14 protein-coding genes and 1 tRNA gene are annotated in these 18701 nt (G+C 68.2%); 8 read left to right on the forward strand and 7 right to left on the reverse strand.

What is annotated here, in order from left to right; genetic code table 11:
• Positions 1-17 precede the first annotated feature (17 nt).
• Together AB0H36_RS10680 and AB0H36_RS10685 are read right to left on the reverse strand one after the other, a co-directional pair.
• Complete coding sequence (locus AB0H36_RS10680) at positions 18-3734, reverse strand: AAA family ATPase (protein WP_360519823.1); 3717 nt, start codon at positions 3732-3734, stop codon at positions 18-20.
• Positions 3735-3824: 90 nt separating this feature from the next.
• Positions 3825-5294: a PrsW family intramembrane metalloprotease gene (locus tag AB0H36_RS10685; RefSeq protein ID WP_360519825.1), complete on the reverse strand. Its 1470-nt coding sequence runs from the start codon at positions 5292-5294 to the stop codon at positions 3825-3827.
• A 147-nt stretch (positions 5295-5441) separates the two neighbouring features.
• On the opposite strand from AB0H36_RS10685, the gene AB0H36_RS10690 reads away from it, so the two are divergent.
• Positions 5442-5515: transfer RNA gene (locus AB0H36_RS10690), tRNA-Arg, on the forward strand.
• Positions 5516-5634: 119 nt separating this feature from the next.
• Here the strand turns inward: AB0H36_RS10690 and AB0H36_RS10695 are convergent.
• Positions 5635-7491, reverse strand: a complete 1857-nt coding sequence (locus tag AB0H36_RS10695; protein ID WP_360519827.1) for a hypothetical protein — start codon at positions 7489-7491, stop codon at positions 5635-5637.
• A 603-nt stretch (positions 7492-8094) separates the two neighbouring features.
• On the opposite strand from AB0H36_RS10695, the gene AB0H36_RS10700 reads away from it, so the two are divergent.
• From AB0H36_RS10700 to AB0H36_RS10710, 3 genes are all read left to right on the forward strand, one after another.
• Positions 8095-8397, forward strand: a complete 303-nt coding sequence (locus AB0H36_RS10700) for a hypothetical protein (protein ID WP_360519829.1) — start codon at positions 8095-8097, stop codon at positions 8395-8397.
• Positions 8394-8705, forward strand: coding sequence for a hypothetical protein (locus AB0H36_RS10705; protein ID WP_360519831.1), 312 nt, complete (start codon positions 8394-8396; stop codon positions 8703-8705). Before AB0H36_RS10700 ends, AB0H36_RS10705 begins: the two co-directional genes overlap by 4 nt.
• A gap of 149 nt (positions 8706-8854) precedes the next feature.
• Positions 8855-9682, forward strand: coding sequence for a hypothetical protein (locus tag AB0H36_RS10710; RefSeq protein ID WP_360519833.1), 828 nt, complete (start codon positions 8855-8857; stop codon positions 9680-9682).
• A gap of 277 nt (positions 9683-9959) precedes the next feature.
• On the opposite strand, the gene AB0H36_RS10715 is transcribed toward AB0H36_RS10710, so the two are convergent.
• On the reverse strand, positions 9960-11786 hold the full coding sequence (locus AB0H36_RS10715; RefSeq protein WP_360519835.1) for a protein kinase: 1827 nt from the start codon (positions 11784-11786) through the stop codon (positions 9960-9962).
• A gap of 399 nt (positions 11787-12185) precedes the next feature.
• Between AB0H36_RS10715 and AB0H36_RS10720 the strand changes: the two genes are divergently transcribed.
• Entirely contained in the window at positions 12186-12458 is a 273-nt protein-coding gene (locus AB0H36_RS10720) for a GlsB/YeaQ/YmgE family stress response membrane protein (protein WP_360519837.1), read from the forward strand.
• 147 nt (positions 12459-12605) lie between these two features.
• On the opposite strand, the gene AB0H36_RS10725 is transcribed toward AB0H36_RS10720, so the two are convergent.
• Entirely contained in the window at positions 12606-12809 is a 204-nt protein-coding gene (locus AB0H36_RS10725) for a GMC oxidoreductase (protein ID WP_360519865.1), read from the reverse strand.
• Positions 12810-13463: 654 nt separating this feature from the next.
• Here AB0H36_RS10725 and AB0H36_RS10730 point away from each other — a divergent pair.
• A complete protein-coding gene (locus AB0H36_RS10730) occupies positions 13464-13766 on the forward strand; it encodes a hypothetical protein (protein WP_360519839.1) in 303 nt (100 codons plus the stop codon).
• Complete coding sequence (locus AB0H36_RS10735; RefSeq protein WP_360519841.1) at positions 13763-14074, forward strand: hypothetical protein; 312 nt, start codon at positions 13763-13765, stop codon at positions 14072-14074. The genes AB0H36_RS10730 and AB0H36_RS10735 overlap by 4 nt, the downstream gene beginning before the upstream one ends.
• Positions 14075-14229: 155 nt before the next feature.
• Here the strand turns inward: AB0H36_RS10735 and AB0H36_RS10740 are convergent, their stop codons facing one another.
• Together AB0H36_RS10740 and pepN are read right to left on the reverse strand one after the other, a co-directional pair.
• On the reverse strand, positions 14230-14772 hold the full coding sequence (locus AB0H36_RS10740; RefSeq protein ID WP_360519843.1) for a hypothetical protein: 543 nt from the start codon (positions 14770-14772) through the stop codon (positions 14230-14232).
• 229 nt (positions 14773-15001) lie between these two features.
• Positions 15002-17434, reverse strand: a complete 2433-nt coding sequence (gene pepN, locus AB0H36_RS10745) for an aminopeptidase N (protein ID WP_360519845.1) — start codon at positions 17432-17434, stop codon at positions 15002-15004.
• A 563-nt stretch (positions 17435-17997) separates the two neighbouring features.
• Between pepN and AB0H36_RS10750 the strand changes: the two genes are divergently transcribed.
• Positions 17998-18540, forward strand: a complete 543-nt coding sequence (locus AB0H36_RS10750; RefSeq protein WP_360519847.1) for a hypothetical protein — start codon at positions 17998-18000, stop codon at positions 18538-18540.
• Positions 18541-18701: the final 161 nt, after the last annotated feature.

Here is an 18701-nt window from a genome sequence, read left to right on the forward strand (position 1 = left end):
CGTATCCACAATTCCCGTCACGTGCAGTCCTCCACCGCGCGCGCGGCCTCCGTCAGTTGCCTGGCTGCTTCGGGATCGACCGGATGCTGGTCGAGGACAGCCAGATAGCGGGCGAATTCGGCATCCATCAAGGCATGAACCCTACCGTCAAGATCCTCCCGGGCCTTAGCGACCAGGGTCCGAACGGCCTGATCGCCGAAAACGGCCTCCAGCAACTTCTGCCCGACCACGGCGGTTCCGGCGCCGACACCCACCTCGGCTCCGGTGATGCCCGCCGTACTGGCGAAGATCACGATCATCAGCGAGAGGCCGAGGCCGTTCACGCCGTACGCGAGGATGCGGGCGGTCGAGCGCTTGTCAGCGCCCTCCTTGCGGACCAGATCAAGCACGAAGCCCTGCCACTCACGGACCGCGCGACCAGCCGCTCCCGGGAAGTCCTTTGACATCCGGCCGAGGTCGCGGTCTCCGGCTGCCAGCAACTGACGGCCCGGCGCGGTGGACTGCCACGACTCCTCGGCCCGCTCGGCGGCTGCCTCGGCGTGCTCGCGCAGCAACGACTCCAGGCCGGACTCGACCGCATCGTTCAGGTCGCGGGTCGGTGGCGGCTTGCCGACGACCGCGTTCTTCATCTTGTCGCGCATCCGACCGACGTTGGTCTGCAGGCCCTTCAGCAGCTCGCCAGTCCCGACGAACTCCTGCCAACGGGCCAGCACCTCGCCGCGCAGCAGCGTGCCGTCCTGCGTCGCCTTCGCGATGTCCTTGACCGCCCGGTCGTACGCCGTTTCCGCCGTCGATCGCAGCTCGATCGCGGTCTCAGCCTGCGCCCGGACCGCGGCCGCGAACGGCGGGGTCTTCTTCACCATCGCGGTAACGGCGCCGTGCAGGGTACGGCGGACGACAGCCGACCGCGCCTCCTGGTCGGCGGCCAGGTCGATCAGCCAGTCCTTGATCCAGGCAACCGTCTCGGCCGGCAGCATGCCGTTGCCGTCGACAACCGTCTCCTTGATCGAGAACAGCGGCGAGTCGCCGAGCCCGCGCTCGAGCAGCATCTGGGCGAGGTGCCCGGTGATGTCGTCGATGGTGTCTTCCGGCGCCCGGTCCAGCACGACCGCGACCGCCGTACTCCGGTCCGACGCACTCTGCAGGAACTCCCACGGTACGGCGTCCGCGTACCGGGCCGCCGTGGTCACGAACAACCAGAGGTCGGCCGCCGCGAGCAGCTGAGTCGCCAGGTCCCGGTTCGCCTCGACAACGGAGTCGATGTCCGGCGCATCCAGGATCGCGAGCCCGCGCGGAACGGTGTCAGCGGCAACCAATCGCAGCTGCCCCGGATCCTCCATCCCACCCGGCTTGTCCCCACTGGACCGCGCCATCCCCGGCAACACCCGGTCCCCAACGAACCAGTCCGCGTCAGCCGGGTGGTGAATCAGAACAGGCGACCGAGTAGTCGGCCGCAGTACCCCCGGCTCGCTGACCACCTTCCCGATGATCGTGTTGACCAGCGTCGACTTCCCCGCGCCAGTAGACCCACCAACCACCGCAAGCACCGGAGCCTCGAGCTGCACCAACCGCGGCAAGATGTAGTCATCCAGCTGATCCAACATCGCCTTCTGCTGCTGGCGAGCCTCATCAGCCCCCACCACATCCAGCGGCAATTGGCTACTCCCCAAAGCCCCCCGCAGCCGCATCAACGCAGTAATCAAAGCCATAGCCGCCTGCTCAGCAGCCACCCGCTCCGCCAACTGCTCCGCACTCAACTCCTCCGCAGGCTCCTCAACCTCCCCACCCGCGGCCCCTTCCCCAGCCCCCTCGCCAGCCTCCCCGGAACCCTCGCCAGCCGACTCCCGGGAGGCCTCGCCTGCAGGTTCTCCGGAGGCATCCCCGGAACCCTCACCAACCGACTGCTCGCCTGCGTCCGCAGCTGCAGCCTCCTCGCCAGCCTTCTGCGCCGCGCCATCCCCGGACTGCTCATCCCCGCCAGACGCCCCATTCGCGGAAGACTCGCCGGATTCCTCGGTCGTCACCTCGTCAGCCGACCCACCTTCGTGAGCCTCAGCGACCACCGACTGCTCGTCTGCTCCAGCCTCACCAGACGCCTGCGGCTGCACGCCCGAAGCGTCGTCGCTCTCAGCCGCCCCCTGCACCCCGGCCGCGGCCACGTCAGCCTCGCCGGCCTGTCCAGACGCCGCCTCGGCATCCCTGGCAGCCCCACCCGCGCCCTCCGACCCCTCAGACTGCTCGGAGGACTCGCCAGCGGCCGACTCCTCGCCTGACGCCTCGCCGTGTGACGCCTCGGCCTGCTCGGATGTCTGCGGCTCCTCACCGGCGCTGGCGGTCGATCCTTCGCCGGACTCGCCGGACTCCTCGGAGACCTCCGACTGCTCAGCTGTCTCCGACTGCTCCGCCGCATCGGACTGCTCGTCTGCCTCGCCGGAGCCCCCAGCAGCGCCCTCGGGAACCTCAGCACCCTCAGCCAACTCAGCACCCTCAGTCGGCCCAGCGCCCTCAGCCTGCTCGGCAGTAGGCTCATCGGCAACGCCATCTGCCTGCTCAGACTCCGCTTGGGGCGACTCGCCCCCCTGAGCCGGAACCGCTGCCCCGTCAGCCTGCTCATCCGAGGCGCCGGGACCCTCGGAGTCCTGCGACTCGACCGAGTCCTCCGCCTGCTCGGCAGCCTCCACCTGCTCGGAAGCCTCGGGCTGCTCAGACGCCTGCTGCTCGGCCGAGGCCGCCGACTGTTCGGAAGCCTCCGTCTGCTCGGAAGCGTCGGGCTGCTCGGACGCGTCGGCATGCTCGGCATCCTGGGGCTCGGCTGAATCCTCCATCCGCTCTGAAGCCGCGGACGGGTCGGGTGCGTGCTGGCCGTCGGGGGCTTCGGCCCGGGCGGCGTCGGCAGCCTGGCCGGAGGCGTCGGGGGTGGGCTCAGCCGGGGTTGCGGCTTGCTTGGCGCCGGACTTGCCTGACTTCTTGGACTTTGCCGACTTGGGCTTGGCTTCCGCCTCAGCGGGCTGCTCGGCGTCCGTGGACTTCTTGGGGAGGCCGACGATGATGTTGGCGTACTCGAGGGGAAAGCCGTCCGGCGACTCGTCAGGCTCGTAGACGACGCCTACAACCGGACGCTCGGCCTGCGTCTCAGCCCCCGCACGTGCAGCTTGCGCAGACCCAGCTCCCGCGGGCGCAGCTTGTACAGACCCAGCTCCCCCAGCTGCAGCTTGTGCAGACTCAGCCTGCCTGGGTGCGGGTTGCCCCGGTTCAGTCTGCGCCGGCTCCGGGAAAGTCTGCGCGGCACCGTCCTGAGCGGCCTGGCCGTCAGCCGCCTGGCTGTCGGCGGCACGGGCCTCGCTGGTTGCTTCCTTGGCAGGGGCCTCTTCGTCGGTGGGCGCGTCTGTCTCGGCGGTCGACCCGGAAGCCTCCGCGGCCTCCGCGGCTGCTGCAGACAGTTCGGGAGCCGCGGCCTCCGGATTGTCCGCGTCGGCGGTCGGCTCCGCTGCTGCAGACGGCGCGGCGGCGTCGTTCGGCGCGTCAGGGTGCTCGGTGGTCGGCTTCGCCGTACCAGGGGCCTCGGCGGGGGCGGCGGGTTCCGTGGTGGTGGATTTGCGGCGGCGGCGGCGCCAGAAGCCTTTGCCTTTGGCATCTGATTGGGCGATCAGGTTCGCCAGCTCCTGGGCAGGCTGATCCCGGTCCGGAACCCGCGGCTCCGAACCCTCACCAGCTGCTGACCTGATGTCAGCCACGGCGTCCGCCCACGAGCACAGAGTGCCCGGTCGGACAGCGCAGAAGCAAAGTCATCGTCATCCCCGTGTGGCGGCGTGGACGGGTGGCAGTCACTGCGATGGTGGATACGGACCGTATCCTCCCGGCGGTCCTTGCTGACCAGGGGGTCCCGGTGGGTAACCGGGCTGGCCCGCTGGGTAACCGGCTTGACCCGAGGGATACCCCGCCTGAGCAGGCGGGTAACCACCCGGTGGCGGACCTCCCGGCGCCCCCGGTCCCGGGTACGGCGGACCCGGCGGACCGCCCGGTACCGGGCCCTGGAACTGCGGGGTGGCCTGGGCGAAGGCCGGCATCGGCGGGAACGGCACGCTCGGACGCCGGGCCCGGAGCTCGTTCAGCAGCCGTTTCTCGGTGTCCAGCGCGTCCGGGCCGATCACCTGGCGGACGATCTTGTCCCGCAGGTACGCCAGGTCGGTGGCGTTGCGCTGGAACGCCTTCGCGGCGGCTTCGGCCTCGGCGCCGTACCGCTTCGCGTTCTGCCGCAGCGCCTTGCGCCCGCGCAGCGTCGCGATCAGCGGCACGTCCTGGGCGACCAGCCAGCCGAACCGGACGTAGTCGTAGAGCCGGGAGGCGATCATCTTCCCCTCCCGGGACCGCATCACCAGGGCGAAGACGACCATGCCGATGAAGATCGGGACCATCAGGAACAGGTAGGCCATGAAGAAGCCGGCGCCCTGCGCCCAACTCGCGAAGGCGTTCCACAACGCGTGCGCCAGTACGGCGGCCAGGTAGCCGACGAGCGGCGCCAGGAACCGGACCCAGGTACTGCGATGGCGTACGGCGATGCCGATGCCGATCGCGGTGAACGAGGTGAAGAGTGGATGCGCGAACGGCGAGAGGAACCCGCGGAAGAAGAACAGCACGAACACCCCGCGCAGGCCCGCGTCGCTGCCGCCCTCCTCGGAGAGCTGACTGAAGATGCGGCCGTAGTAGAGGATGTTCTCGGTGAAGGCGAACCCGACGCCGACCATGCCGGCGTAGACCAGGCCGTCGATGATGCCGTCGAACTCCTTGCGCCGTACCAGCGCCAGCAGCAGGATGACCGACCCCTTGGCGAACTCCTCGACCGGTGGCGCGACGAAGACGGCCGAGCGGTTGCCGCCGCTGCCGGTCTCCTCCATCCAGTGCGAGACCTCGGTGTTGATGAAGATTGCGACCAGGGTGGCGATGAAGGCACCCCAGCAGAGTGCGAACAGAACGTACTTGGTCGGCTCCGGTTCGTAACGGTCCAGCCAGAGGTACAGCGCGATCACCGGGATGACGGGGACGAACGCGAACACCAGCCCCCAGGTGAAGCCGCCCGCGCCGGTCGACTTGGCCACGATGCCGAAGATCACCAGGCCCGCGATCGCGAAGACGACCGCGACCACGATGCCGATCAGGATGCCCTGGTTCCGCCGCTGCCCCGGGACGGGGTGGCTGCCGAGCACGTTCGGCTGCGGGTACGGTCCGCCGGGCGAGTACGCCGACCCCGCCGCGGGTGGCGGCGCGCCGGCTGGGCCTGGTGAGGGGTAACTCATGCCCGCAGCCTAGTTGGGGACCCCACCGCACGGCAGGACCACCCACGCAGCGTTACCTGGATGGAACGACAAGCCTGTGGTTCGACCCGCCCACCGGTAACCCACGCGCACGATCCACCCCGGATCTGAGAGACTCTTCCCTGCCACGCGCCCGTAGCTCAGCTGGATAGAGCGTCGGACTTCTAATCCGTTGGTCGCAGGTTCGAATCCTGCCGGGCGCGCAACAAGAACCCGCAGGTCAGAGACCTGACGAACCGAAGTGACCTCACCGCGGACCGCACTCCGTGACGGCCGCCCATGTGGGCGGCCGTCGGTTGTGGTGGCTACGGCTCGGAAGGGCTCAGGAGTCGTCGCTGAAGGTTCCGCCGAAGTGGTCGGAGTTGCCGAAGGTCGCCGGGCAGTCGTTGTTGGGTCCTGGGCGCAACTCCGTGGAGTGCGTGGCCGGCAGTTCGGCTGCCGCGTCTTGATCCTCCTTCTGGTCTCCCACAATCGGTTCGGTGGTGCCGGCCAGGACGTCCTCGACGAACGCCTGACGGTAGGTGTTGATGGCGGGGCAGACAGCTCCGTTGCGCATGTCGTTCCACACGCCGGAGCCGTAGTCCCGCGTGGCGACGGCGTAGTTGTAGTCGCCGAGGAACTCCGAGGTCAGGCTATTGGCGCTGGACGCGCGCCCGTCGCCGATCGCGCCACGCAACAGCGTTGTGAACGCGCCGACCGTGTGGGCCGTGCCGGTGATGTCGGCGTGCCGGACCACGCCCAGCACGCGGCGTGGGGAGGTCGTGTCGTTGCGCCACGGGTCGAGCCAGGCGTTGTAGACCAGCCATGCGTCGGTGCCGTCGGGCGAGATTGCCACCGCCGGGAAGTTGGCTCGGTCGCTGCCCTCGCTGACTACCACCCTGGCCGAGTAGGTGCCGCCCCCGTTGGTCGAGCTCACCAGGAACGCCTTCTCGAGGTTGGTTCCCTGGCTGTCGTCCGACCAGGTGAGCAGGATCTGGTCGGTGGCGTCCGCACCGCTCGGCGCACCATTGGCGATGTCGAACGACGGGAACGTGTTGGTCCGGGCGCCCGCGATGCCGTCGATGGTGAACCGGCCCTGGGCGGGGTCGAACTGCCCGATTCCGCCAAGCCCTGAGACGACGGCCCTGGGTCGCTCGAAGTTCTGGCCACCGTTAAACGACCGGGCCTGGAAGAAGACGCCCTCGCGCGTTCGGATGTCAGTGCCGACCCATACGACGTAGACCACACCTTCGCTGTCGGTTCGGATGGCACAGCCCTGCCGTCCGCCGGTTTGGTTGTTGTTCGTCGCAGCCGACAGTTGGCGGGTCGTCCATGTGTCGCCGCCGTCGGTGGAACGAGCGAACAGCACGGGTTCGGCTCCGGCGGCCCCTCGGAACCCGACGTTGCAGACGTAGGCGTTGCCGAAGTGGGGGCTACTCTCGGCATTGTCGGCCCAGACCTGTTCCTTGTCGCTGAACAATGCCTGGTTCTGCCTCGTCACGACCACCGGGTCCATCCAGGCGTCGTTGTCACCGGCGATGGCGCCCGCCACGTCATCGGTGCGGGACACCGCGATGGCCGCATCACCGGGGAAGCCGGGATTGCCCGGGAAGTTGGTGGCGATGTTCGCGTAGTACAGCCGCTGCCCATTGTCCCAGGAGAAGTTTCCTGAGGCGTCGGGCACGGGACCGAAGACCAGTTCCGGGTCGCCGTTGGAGACCATGCCGTTGACGTCGTAGTTGGGCAGGGTGCCGATCGGGCCGTTCGGATCGGGCACGCAGCCGGTGTCGCCGGCCGGGGGTTGGCCAGGCGCGACGTCGGGTGCACCGAGGCAGGACGGGGCGACGCGCGCCGAGAAGCCGGTGTACGTCGGTTGCGTCCAGGTGCGGCCGGAGTCGGTCGAGAACTGGATGCCGGACAAGCCCACGCCCGGGGTGAACGGGCAGGTGCGGTCATCGCCGGCGTTACACGCCTCCATGTCGATGTTGTCGTTGGCTCCCGCCGCGAGGATCGCGGGGTTGACCGGGTTCACGGCCAGACCCGGCTCGTTCTGCTTGTTCTGCGAGAACAGTTGGTCGTTGCTGCCCACGGTGACTTCCGTCGAACCGCCGGGGGTGATCGGCGCGGCGTGGGCCAGCGTCGGCAGAAGTAGTGCTGCAAATGCCGCGGCGACCGTCGCGGCGACCTTGATCCTGCGCATGACGCTCCTCGGGTAGATGGATCGCTTCTGCGCGGCGCGCCCAGCTGCCCCGAGCACCGGCCGGGTGGTCGCAGTCCTGAGTTTCGTCCGTTCGCAACGCCCCGACAAGGGGAAGCGCCCGTCGCCGCCCGGACCCCGGGGGGCAGGAGGCAAGGCGCTGATCCGAATCAGAAACGGCGGGCAGACGCCGCCCGGGTCCAGCGGCGAGCGTCCCGACGAATCGCGAGCCCGACGAAACATACCGGTTACCTCGTGACCGCCCCCGCTCCTTCAGGGATGACCTCGAGTTCTTGGGCTGAGCCGCCTGTCGGAATCGAACCGCCGACGTTCTCATTCCGAGGAGGAACGACACTGCCTCAGAGGCACCCCCGTGACGATGGGCCCGGACGTCGTCGATCCGGTATGGCGAGTGGTCAACCAACGGCGGCGTTGACGGCCCGGATTGCCCTGTTTTTGGGGCGTTGGCGATCACATCGAAGGCGACGCGCATTGGTTTGCGTGTGTCAGAGGGGCGGATCGAGACTCGATGAGTGGGCTCACCTCGGGCCCACGGCACACGGGCCAGGCGGGTGCCTCCCACAAACCTGAGATTGGAGGCCGGCCATGACCGAGCCGCCTCAACCAGCCGTCTGTCCCATCCTGCACCTCGAGCTCGGCCCCCTGGACCTCAACCTCCTCGGTCTACGGGTGCAACTGAACCAGGTGGTCCTCGACATCACCGCGATCCCCGGCCCCGGCAACCTGCTCGGCAACCTGCTGTGCGCCATTGCCGGCCTGCTCGACGGTGTGGATCTCGGCGGAGTTCTAGGGAACCTGCTGCAGAACCTCCTCGACGCCCTCATCCGCCTCCTCCAGGGCCTCGGCGCCGGCCGCGGCGGAGCCGCCCCACGAATCCAGCCGACGTGACATCCCACAACCACGAGTCCGAGGACAGCGACCTCGGACGATACGGCGCCGCGGAGGCCGACCTCAGCGCCGTCCGGCACGCGCTGCGTCGAGCAGGACGCGGCGGCGCCGACGCGGCCGAGCTCGAGCGCGCGTTGCGCAGCTATTGGCTTGAGCACGGTCCGACCCTCCGCCGAGCGGGCGCCGCCGTCGGCGAGGCCGTCCGGCAGCAGGCGCTCGCCCAGTTGTACGAGTGGCGTCGCCGCCTCGCGGCGCAACTGCAGGCGCGCACCGACCAACCAGACCAACAGCCCGACAAGGACAACTGAAAACCAACCGCTCGCACCGTCCTCTCACCTGGAATTCCGGAACTCGGGCGTTTTCGCCGGAGCTTTGGGGTACCTGGGGACCGGACGGATGAGGCTGCCCGAGATCGGCTGGGGAGATCGGCCGGGCTGATCGAAGGGAAGCAGCGCCCATGGATCTGACCCAGTCATGGAACGACGCGGTCGGCGCGATCATCACGTTCTTGCCCAAGTTCGCGCTGTTCTTGGTGATCCTGCTGATCGGATGGCTGATCGCCAAGGCGTTGCGCAAGATCGTCGACGTCGTACTCGGTCGGGTCGGGTTCGATCGCGCGGTCGAGCGCGGTGGTGTCGGGCGGGCACTCGAGCAGTCCAAGTACGACGCGAGCGGTCTGATCGCCGCCCTGGTCTACTACGCCGTCCTGCTGATCGCACTGCAGTTCGCGTTCGGGGTCTTCGGGCCCAACCCGGTCAGCGACCTGCTCGCCGCGATCGTCGGCTGGCTGCCCCGCGCGGTCGTCGCGATCGTCATCGTGGTCGTGGCCGCGGCCATCGCCAACGTACTGCGTGACCTCGTCGGCACCGCGCTGAGCGCCCTCACCTACGGGCAACTGGTCGCGAAAGCGATCCAGATCTTCGTGATCGCGCTCGGCGTGATCGCGGCGCTCAACCAGATCGGCGTTGCGACCGCAGTGACCACGCCAGTGCTCATCGCAGTCCTCGCCACCGTCGCCGGCGTGATCGTAGTGGGTATGGGTGGCGGCATGGTCCGCCCGATGCAGAGCCGCTGGGAACGCTGGCTGAACCGGGCCGAGGATGACTTCCCCAGCGCACGCTCCCGCGACGAGGCGTACCAGCGGGGGCGCGAGGACGCCCAACGCAGCCCGTGGGAACCGCAGCCCAGCGAGCCGACGAGAACCTCACCGACCGGCGCCGCCAGCAGCTTCGGCAACCCGCCGAACACCCCGCCCCCGCCGCCCGACGACCTCCGTCGCCCCTGACTGACCGACCAGGAGTTGATCGTCCCCGGGCGTGAACGTCTCGCACGCCCGGGGACGCCCCTCCGATCGTCGGCATAGCGTCCGCCCGCGGAGCCTGGGTCGGACAAGCCCTGTCCTTCAGTCCTTCGACCGTCGGACTTGTCCGAACCGGACTCGTCCAGAACCGCCGCCTCCAACTCCTCGACGTCGTAACGAGCGGCCAGAAGTACTCGCGCAGATTGGAGCCACGGACTGCTGGCATCGGTTGGGTGCCCGCCGTGGTCGGAGGGCGGACCCTTTACGAGGCGGGTTGGAAGGTCTCGAAGATGGTTTGCAGGACCGGCAGGTTGTCCTCCCACTGGTCGTCGGGTGTGGACCAGTAGATTCCGTACGCCTGCTGCGCGCTGGTGACCACACCACGAATCAGGACGTGCTGATGCCCAGAGCGTGCGGCGTAGGTGAATTCCCAGTCCGCCGCCTTGTCGAAGTAGTCGACTGCTTCGATCCGAATTCGGTGGTAATCGGTATAGCCGCTGCGGCGAGCCTCCTCCTGCTGGCGCCAGTCGGCAACGGGATCGGCCTTCGGTCGATCGGTCTGGTCGATAATCAGCAGGCCCGATCCGGAAGGTTCGCGGAAGTACACCTGGCCGCTGTCTCGTTCGGACCTCCACCCTTCCGGTACCACGACGGAGAATCCGGTCGGGTCGCGGTGACGTTCGAACCCGGCAGGCACGGCCGCGACCGGGGTGGACGGCTCTGTCGAAGGCGACCGAGTGACGGATGGCGAACGAGTTGCCGTCGGCGCCCGTGTGGCACTTGTCGGTGCCGCGGTTCGGGTGCCCTTCGCGGTCGGTGAGGCGCTCGGTGGGCGTTGGGCGGTCGACGTACTGCGCGACGCCTGGCTGGCCTGAGTCGGCCGCGCCGCCGGCGCCGGCTGGCCCCCCGAAGGGTCACCGGCCTGCCTCATCATCGCCCAGCCCGCCACAGCCGTTAGCACCAAGAGGCACGCCACAGCAGCAGGGAGGACCATTCGGACAATCCGATTCGGCGGTCCTGCGACAGTCGCCGCCCCGGGAGGAGACCGGTGGCCGTCGTTCTCCCCCGTACTGGAATCGTCGCCTGCGGCGAGTGGGACACGAACCGACTGCGCCGGCGGATCGGCCCCCGGCGCGAACGACGCGATGGGCAGCAGGCGGGTCCGCTGACCGCTGTCCCGATCGGAGTCTTCCCACGGCCGCTGAGCAACCGACGGCGGGCCCTCGGGAGTTGGTGCATCTGATCGATCGGCTGCGGATGTCGCGACGTCCGTCGTCCACACAGCCAGGCGCAGCAGACGGGTCGCCTCGGCGGCCGTCATCCGCGCGGCCGGATCCTTGCTCAACAGGCCTTCGATGACCGGCCACAGGGGTCCCGCGTGGTGAGCTGGGTCGGGCGGCTCGGTGACGGCCGCGGCCAGCGTCGGCAAGGCAGAGCCCCGGTCGAACGGTGACCGTCCTTCCACGGCGGTGTACAGAGTGGCACCCAACGACCACAGATCCGACTCCGGTACGGCGCCGCGCGCTTGGACCCGTTCAGGAGCGATGAAAGCGGGCGAACCGACCAGCGCGCCGGACCGAGTCAGCGATGCGTCGCCTTCGAGGCTGGCAATGCCGAAATCGGTGAGCACCACCCGCCCGTCGTCGGCAAGCAGCACATTGCTCGGCTTCACGTCTCGGTGCAGTACGCCGGCCGAGCGCGCCGCCTGCAGAGCGGCCAGCACCTCGAGGCCGATGCCGGCGACCTCCCGCCACGGCAACCGCCCGCGCTCGTGAATCACTTGCCGGAGCGTGCGTGACGGCACCAGCTCCATCACGAGCCATGGCCGACCGTCCTCCTCGACCACGTCGTACATCGTGACGACGTTCGGATGGGTCAACCGGGCCGCCGACTGGGCCTCGCGGAACGTCCGCCGACGAAGCACCTCCCGCTCTTCTTCGGGCAGCTCCGGCGGAACAACGACTTCCTTCACCGCAACCGGCCGGCCCAGGAGCTCATCCCGCGCCCGCCAGACGATCCCCATGCCGCCGCGCCCGAGCCGATCAAGCAAACGGTAACGCCCAGCCAACAGGGGGTACTCGGGGGCCATCGTCAGCCCCCGACCGCTGCGCCCGCACCAGGCGAGCAGACGGGGCAGAACATCACGGGCTACTCCGATCCGACGGCGTCGAACTCTTTCCCGCCCCCGGTTCCCAGCCGGCCCCACCCAACACTGCCGCAATTCGAGCGGTCACGACGCCAACACAGCCGTGGCGGCCCAGGAGGCCCCTCGATGCCCGCGTTCGCGTGCTGACGACGGTGTGCCCGGCGGCCGAGAGCGTGTCCGTGTGGCGTTGATCGGCGGTCACTTTGGCCAGCCGCTCTAGCGCTCCTACGAACGCCCGCTCCGGATCCGACAGCCCGGGGGCAACGGGTTTGCGCCTGGGCACTGGATCATCGCTGCGGGCGCATCGCCCAGCGGCTCACGAGCTACACGAGGAATGGACACATGGAGATCATCGGAGTCATCGTCGCGGGCATCATCATCGGCCTGCTCGGGAAGTTCGTCGCGCCCGGCAACAAGGACAACATCCCGATCTGGCTCACCGTACTGTGCGGAATCGGCGGCGTAATCCTCGGATGGTTCGTCTACACCGCCTTCGGCGGTGACGGAAGCGCAGGCATCGACTGGGTGCGCTGGATCGTGGCTATCGCGATCGCGGCCGTTCTGGTCGTCGTCGCATCCACGGTGACCGGCCGCAACACCTCCGCGCGGAGCTGAACGAACGAGCCGCAGAGCCCACCGGGGACAGCGGGTTGAGGCCGCACACCAGCGCGCTCCCCGCTCCCACGACATTTGAGTCTGTGGCGCAACCATCCGTCGATCAGCTCCTGCAGCCAGTAGTTCAGCATGCGATGGGCCTCCGGGTCATCGGCCGGCGAGATGGCGGGCCAATCTCAGACTCAGACCAGCCAGGGTGAGGCTGGGATTCGCCGCTGGCGAGGTCGGAAAGACGGAGTTGTCGCATGCGTAGATGTTGTCGTACTCAAGGAATTTCAGGTTCTCGTCGACGACGCCTCCGCCGTCACCGGCCATGCGCAGGATTCCGACTTCATGAGAAACCGCGCCCAGGGGCGCGAACTTGAGCTCGAGTTTTGTCCCGCGAGAGGCTCGGCGCCAAGCCCTGCTAGTACGGTTCGGGTGATGTCGCGGACTTCGCTCAACACGGGTTCAGCGACATCGTATGGCTGTACGTTGACGAGGACAGGTCCGTGCGCAGCACCGCCCAGCCGAAGCTCGTTCCCTGGCACTAAGGACGCGTTGAACAAGAAGACGATCTCGCCAAGCGTCGCGTCTCTCTTCGCCTCGGGGTGCCTCGCCAGGTGGTTGTACGGGTGTCTGTTCACGCTGGTGTAGCGATGTCTGGACCAAACTTTGACCGAGGCCTGGTTCGAGGCATATGGCGATCCCGGGGGTAGCGAAAAGTGGGTGAACCAGATGGGGTGGTCCGTGATCCCCTTGCCGATGAGACCGTTCGGGTCCGCCAGGTCCGCCTGAAGAGCGATCTTGGCCGACTCGATGGTGCCGGCGTGGCGAGCGGTTGGCAACGGTGGCATTGGCGGGCCGGATTGCCTTGTTTATTGGGCGTTGGCGATCACATCGAAGGCGACGCGCGTTGGTGTGGGTGTGTCGGAGAGAGGCGGATCGAGACTCGGTGAGTGGGCTCAGGTCGGGCCTGGGGCTTGCGATCAGGTCGGGTGTCTGACGTGAGTTCGGAGGCCGGCCATGACGGAGCCGCCTCAGCCGGAAGTCTGCTCCATCCTGCACCTCGAGCTCGGCCCGCTGGACCTCAACCTCCTCGGTCTACGGGTGCAACTGAACCAAGTGGTCCTCGACATCACCGCCATCCCGGGCCCCGGCAATCTGCTCGGCAACCTGCTGTGCGCGATCGCCGGGCTGCTCGACGGTGTGGATCTCGGCGGAGTTCTGGGGAACCTGCTGCAGAACCTCCTCGACGCCCTCATCCGTCTCCTCCAGGGTCTCGGCGCCGGCCGCGGCGGAGCCGCCCCACGAATCCAGCCGACGTGACATCCCACAACCACGAGTCCGAGGAGAGCGACCTCGGACGGTACGGCGCTGCGGACGCCGACCTCAGCGCCGTCCGGCACACGCTGCGTCGAGCAGGACGCGGCGGCGCCGACGCGGCCGAGCTCGAGCGCGCGTTGCGCGGCTATTGGCTTGAGCACGGTCCGACCCTCCGCTGGGCGGGCGCCGCCGTCGGCGAGGCCGTCCGGCAGCAGGCGCTCGCCCAGTTGTACGAGTGGCGTCGCCGCCTCGCGGCGCAACTGCAGGCTCGCGCCGACCAACCAGACCTACAGCCCGACAAGGACAACTGAAGCCGACCGCTCGCACCGTCCTCTCGCCTGGAGTTCCGGAACTCGGGCGTTTTCGCTGCAGATCCGGCCGTAATGCCGGGGGTGGCGTTATCGAAGCCTGCGCGGTTCCAGTTCGCCGGTGATGACGGCTGTAACAACAGGGACGGGTGCGGTGCTCAGCCGCTCTGATCGGCGGGGCTCCCAGCGGACAATCGTTGGAGCTGTCGGCGCACCCGCTTGAGCTGGTACAGCTGACCGCCGTCCGCCAGCGCCGCTGCCAAGAGCAAGGCAGCGAGTATGTACTCACCGGCGGTGAGGTTCACGACAGCGCCGAGCGTAAGTAAGGCTGCCACGATCACGTTAAGGAAGCGGAACTGGCTCATTTCCGCGATCCTGCCTCGAGCGATGCGCGCGGAAGCTCCGCGAATCTGAGGATCGACCGGGATCTCACCGCTGAACGCAGCTCGGTACGCGTCCAACTGCTGTTCCGGTGATAGGTCGCCAGCTGCGGCGCGCAAATCTCGTTGCCGCCTCACGCTGGCGTATGCCAGCGTGCCGCCGACCAACACCCCCGCAACCACGCCGGCGATCGCCGCTACCTGCCAGGAGACCGGCGGCGGAGCGGTGAATCGAGTCACTGCGGCGAAACCGACGCCGAAGACCAGCCCGCTGAACAAACCGACCGCCCACGCAGCAGAGGTCAGCAGGTAGGTGCGCATGGCACGCATGGTTCCACGGCGACGTCGCAATGCGAAACGGTTGCATCCAACACGACATCGATGCTCAACGCTCTTGCCGATGCCGGCCCCCACTCCTGCGCCGCCCACGGCCCAGACATTTCCGATGCCGAAGGACCGCCAGTAGGCCTTGCCTCTGAAGCTGCCGGTGTCATAACGAGCCGAGATTGCCGCGGAGATCTGCGTGGTTGATCGGGTCGGCGGAAGGACCTCAGCCGCGAGAGCGCAGCATGCGGCTCACCCGATCAGCACGCTCCAGCAGGCTCGCGCGGACGACCGGGACAGCTTTTGCCGCAAGGGCCTCCGCCCGTCCGACGAAAGTCAGGTCGATACCGAACTGCGGGAAGAGGTGTCTGGTGAAGGTCTTGGCCGGCAAGGCTCCACCACGGTGGATGGTCGGCACGAGCTCGAGATATGCCTCCGCATAGGGCCTCAGCAGGTCGTCCTGGCCGACGGTCCAGAACGGCGCCGCAACCGAGTAGACCGAGGCCAGCGGCACCGCGCGCTCCGTCACCAGCGTCTGCCACACCGCCTTCTTCTCAGCCGGGTCCGGGGTCGCCGCACGGACCTGAAGCCTGCTGACCCAGGCCTCGGGATCCGGGTCCCGGTCGAGCAGGGCCTGTGCCTCAGTAGCGGTCGGGCCGCCGAGTTGAGCCTTGCGGACCAGCGCTCGCCACTGGAGATCGACGTCCTCACCTGCCTCGCCCTGGAGCCACCCAACCTGCTCCAGGTCGGCTGCGGTACGGGCGAAGCCACGCAGTGCCGCTTTGCGGTAGGCGCCGACGCCGGAGAGGCTGCGGCACGCCGCCGCTACTGCCCGCATCAGCACATCCTGCTCCGACTCCGGGCTCCACAGCTCCGCGGCCTCGACAGCTAGGTCGAGATACGGCTCGATCACCGACGCGGACGTCTCGACCGCTAGCACTCCGGTCAGGCACTGCACGGCCTGGGCGGCCGACGCTTCGCCGTTGATCAGCATGTCCCAGGCCGTGGTGATCGCGACACTCCGCGAGATGGGTGTGGGCAGGCGGGCGGCGTTGCCGAAGAACGCGTTTCTGGTCGCGGCATCGGGTCTTGTCGAGGCGAAGGTCAGGTCTTCGTCGTTGACCAGGTAGAGGTCCGCGCCGGCCGGCAGGTCGATCCGGGTCCGTTCGCCCGCGACCGCTACCTCGACGAGTGCCGCCCGCTCGAGGCGGTCGCCTTGTCCCCGGTAGGCGCCGACGGCAAGCACCTGCGGCCGCGGCTGCCCACCGGGGCCCTTCGCGACCAGGACGAAACCATCCCCGTCGCGATCCAGGGTCAGCCGATCGGTACCTGCGGTTTCCAGCCACCCCGCACGCCACTGGTCCAGGTCACGTCCGCTCGACTCGGCGACCGCATCGATCAGGTCCTGCAGCGTGGTGTTGCCCCAGGCATGCTTGGCGAAGTAGCTGGTCAGCCCCGCGGAGAACTCTGCCTCGCCGACATACGTCATCAGCTGTTGCAGCACCGACGCACCCTTGGGGTAGGTGATGGCGTCGAAAGTCGCCTCGGCCTCGGAGACGTCCCGGACAAGCTGGCGGATCGGGTGCGTGGTCGGTCCCTGATCGACGAAATAGGCCCTGAGCTTGTCGTCGGCCGCATGCGCCACCCAGGCGTCGGTGTAGGACGTCGCGGACACCGCGGCCCAGTTGCTCGCGAACTCCGCGAACGCCTCGTTGAGCCACAGGTCGTCCCACCAGCGCATGGTGACAATGTTGCCGAACCACATGTGCGCGAGTTCATGCAACAGGTACCGCGAGAAGAGGTCCCACTCCGCACGCGTCGGGGTGGTCCGGCGCAGGAACCAGTCCATCCAGGTGACGCAGCCGAAGTGCTCCATCGCGCCAGGGAACTCGGGCGTGAAAACCTGGTCGTACTTGTGCTGGGGAAACGGCATGCCGAACCTGTCGGCGAAGAACTCGAGCCCTTGGGTGGTCAGGGTGAAGAGCTCGTCGGCGTCCCGGTCAAGGATCGGAGCCAGTGACTGGCGAGCGAAGAGGCCGAGATCGTGACCCGCGCCGCTCCGGCGCAGTTCGTAGTACGGTCCGGCGTTGATCGCAGTGTTGTACGTCGCCAGCGGTGGCGTCGGCGGGAAGGTCCAGCGCCGCGCGGAGCCGAGATCTTCGATCCGCGGATCGCCGCTGTTGGTCAACACCAGCCAACCGGGCGGAGCCGTCACCGTGAAGGCGTACGGCGCCTTCAGGTCGGGCTGATCGAAACACGCCCATGCATACCGGGCGTGGTCGGGACTGAAGTCCGTGTACGCATACACCTCGCCATCGGCGGGATCGACGGCCTTGTGAACACCCTGCTCATCGGTCGAGCAGTCCGGGACAGTGACCACAGTGAGGACGTTGCGCTCGCCGAGACCGGCCAGCGCGATCCGGCCCTCGACGGCCGCCGGCAGCGCGACCCCGTTGAGCACGGCTCTGTCAACCTCCGCCACACAGTCGACGAAGGTCTCGGCTCCGGGGCGGACACAGTCGAAGGTGATCCTCGACTCACACCGAACCCGCGAGCCGGTCGGCAGGTCGGTCAGGTCGACGGCAACGTCATACCGCTCGACCGTCAGCAGGCTCGAGCGGCCCTCAGCCTCAGCTTGGGTCAAACTCCGGACGCTCATCGCTTCCCCCTCGAAGATTCGTTCAATTCACTTGTGGACCAGACCCCCACACTCAGCAGGCCAGAAGGCCCGTGATTCCCGGGCGTGTCCATCGCGTCGCCTATCGACGCAACCGGGGCCCTTCGTCACTACGAGTTCAGCCTCCGCTCCGTTCATCCCGTTTGTGCTCCGGGACGTTCACCCCGTCGCACTTCCCGCCACCGCCACACACCGGCCACGCCACCAGCATGCGCCCGACTTGAAGCCGCCAACCCGCACCTGGAGCCGTATCCAGCAGGCTCTGCGCGTCAGGGTCCATCGGGCACTTTGGGACACCTTGTGAAGGAATTGGTGAGTAACAGAGTTCCTCGAGTCGACAAGAGCCAAACTCAAGGTCGTCTACCCTGGCGACTCCTCGGAACGGACCGGCAGGTTCGGCATCCGGACCCGACCCTGCGGCCTGGGCGGGGCTGGTCGGCGGATCACCCGCCGCGGATGATGTTCCTGCGTCCGGGTGGTGATGAGGATGGTTGCGCGGCGGGGGGAGTGCCGTCGCGTCACCCGGCACGGAAGGGGAAAACGGCATGGCCATCGGACCGGTGCAGTTGGTGGTGCTCGGGTTCAATCACCCGAACTTTCACGGCGAGATCATCGAAGAGCTCGAGCGGCTGCGCGAGGCGGACGCCATCCGGGTGATCGATGCACTTGCCGTCCACAAGGACGCCGACGGCAAGATCGAGGTCGCTCATCTCAGCAACCTCACGCTGGACGAAGCCGTCGAGCTGGGCACGAAGATCGGCGCCCTGATCGGCCTGGGCATCGAGGGCGAGGAGGGTCTGGAAAAGGGCGCGGAGGCAGGCGCCGAGGCCGCCGCCGACGGATTCGACGTCTTCGACGAGGAAGATGCCTGGGACGTTCTCGAGGAGATCCCGAACGACTCGGCCGCCGCGCTCCTTCTGCTCGAGCACCACTGGGCAGTCCCGCTGCGCGACGCGGTCGTCCGGGCCGGTGGCTTCCGGCTGGCCGACGAGTTCATCAGCCCGCTCGACCTGGTCGGCATCGGACTCCTCGAGGCCGCCGAAGCCAAGGAACTGCACGAGATGGAGTCGGCTGCCGCGGCGAAGTGACGCCGTGGGCCGGAACACGACGCTGGAGGTGACCATGTTCGGCTCTCGCAGGGTGGCGCGACGGACTGCCCGTCGTACGGCGCGGCGCGTCGACCGCCGTCGGTAACCAACACATCGGCAGCGCACGACCGGCGAGTGCCTTTGGCCTCGCCGGCCGCCGC

Source organism: Kribbella sp. NPDC050820 (assembly GCF_040653975.1).
Classification (GTDB): Bacteria; Actinomycetota; Actinomycetes; order Propionibacteriales; family Kribbellaceae; genus Kribbella.

Coding starts and splice junctions, on each gene's coding strand:
- AB0H36_RS10750 (WP_360519847.1), top strand. CDS start 17,998: ATGGCCATCGGACCGGTGCAGTTGGTGGTGCTCGGGTTCAATCACCCG.
- AB0H36_RS10710 (WP_360519833.1), top strand. CDS start 8,855: ATGGATCTGACCCAGTCATGGAACGACGCGGTCGGCGCGATCATCACG.
- AB0H36_RS10730 (WP_360519839.1), top strand. CDS start 13,464: ATGACGGAGCCGCCTCAGCCGGAAGTCTGCTCCATCCTGCACCTCGAG.
- AB0H36_RS10715 (WP_360519835.1), bottom strand. CDS start 11,786: ATGGCCCCCGAGTACCCCCTGTTGGCTGGGCGTTACCGTTTGCTTGAT.
- AB0H36_RS10695 (WP_360519827.1), bottom strand. CDS start 7,491: ATGCGCAGGATCAAGGTCGCCGCGACGGTCGCCGCGGCATTTGCAGCA.
- pepN (WP_360519845.1), bottom strand. CDS start 17,434: ATGAGCGTCCGGAGTTTGACCCAAGCTGAGGCTGAGGGCCGCTCGAGC.
- AB0H36_RS10685 (WP_360519825.1), bottom strand. CDS start 5,294: ATGAGTTACCCCTCACCAGGCCCAGCCGGCGCGCCGCCACCCGCGGCG.
- AB0H36_RS10740 (WP_360519843.1), bottom strand. CDS start 14,772: ATGCGCACCTACCTGCTGACCTCTGCTGCGTGGGCGGTCGGTTTGTTC.
- AB0H36_RS10700 (WP_360519829.1), top strand. CDS start 8,095: ATGACCGAGCCGCCTCAACCAGCCGTCTGTCCCATCCTGCACCTCGAG.
- AB0H36_RS10720 (WP_360519837.1), top strand. CDS start 12,186: ATGGAGATCATCGGAGTCATCGTCGCGGGCATCATCATCGGCCTGCTC.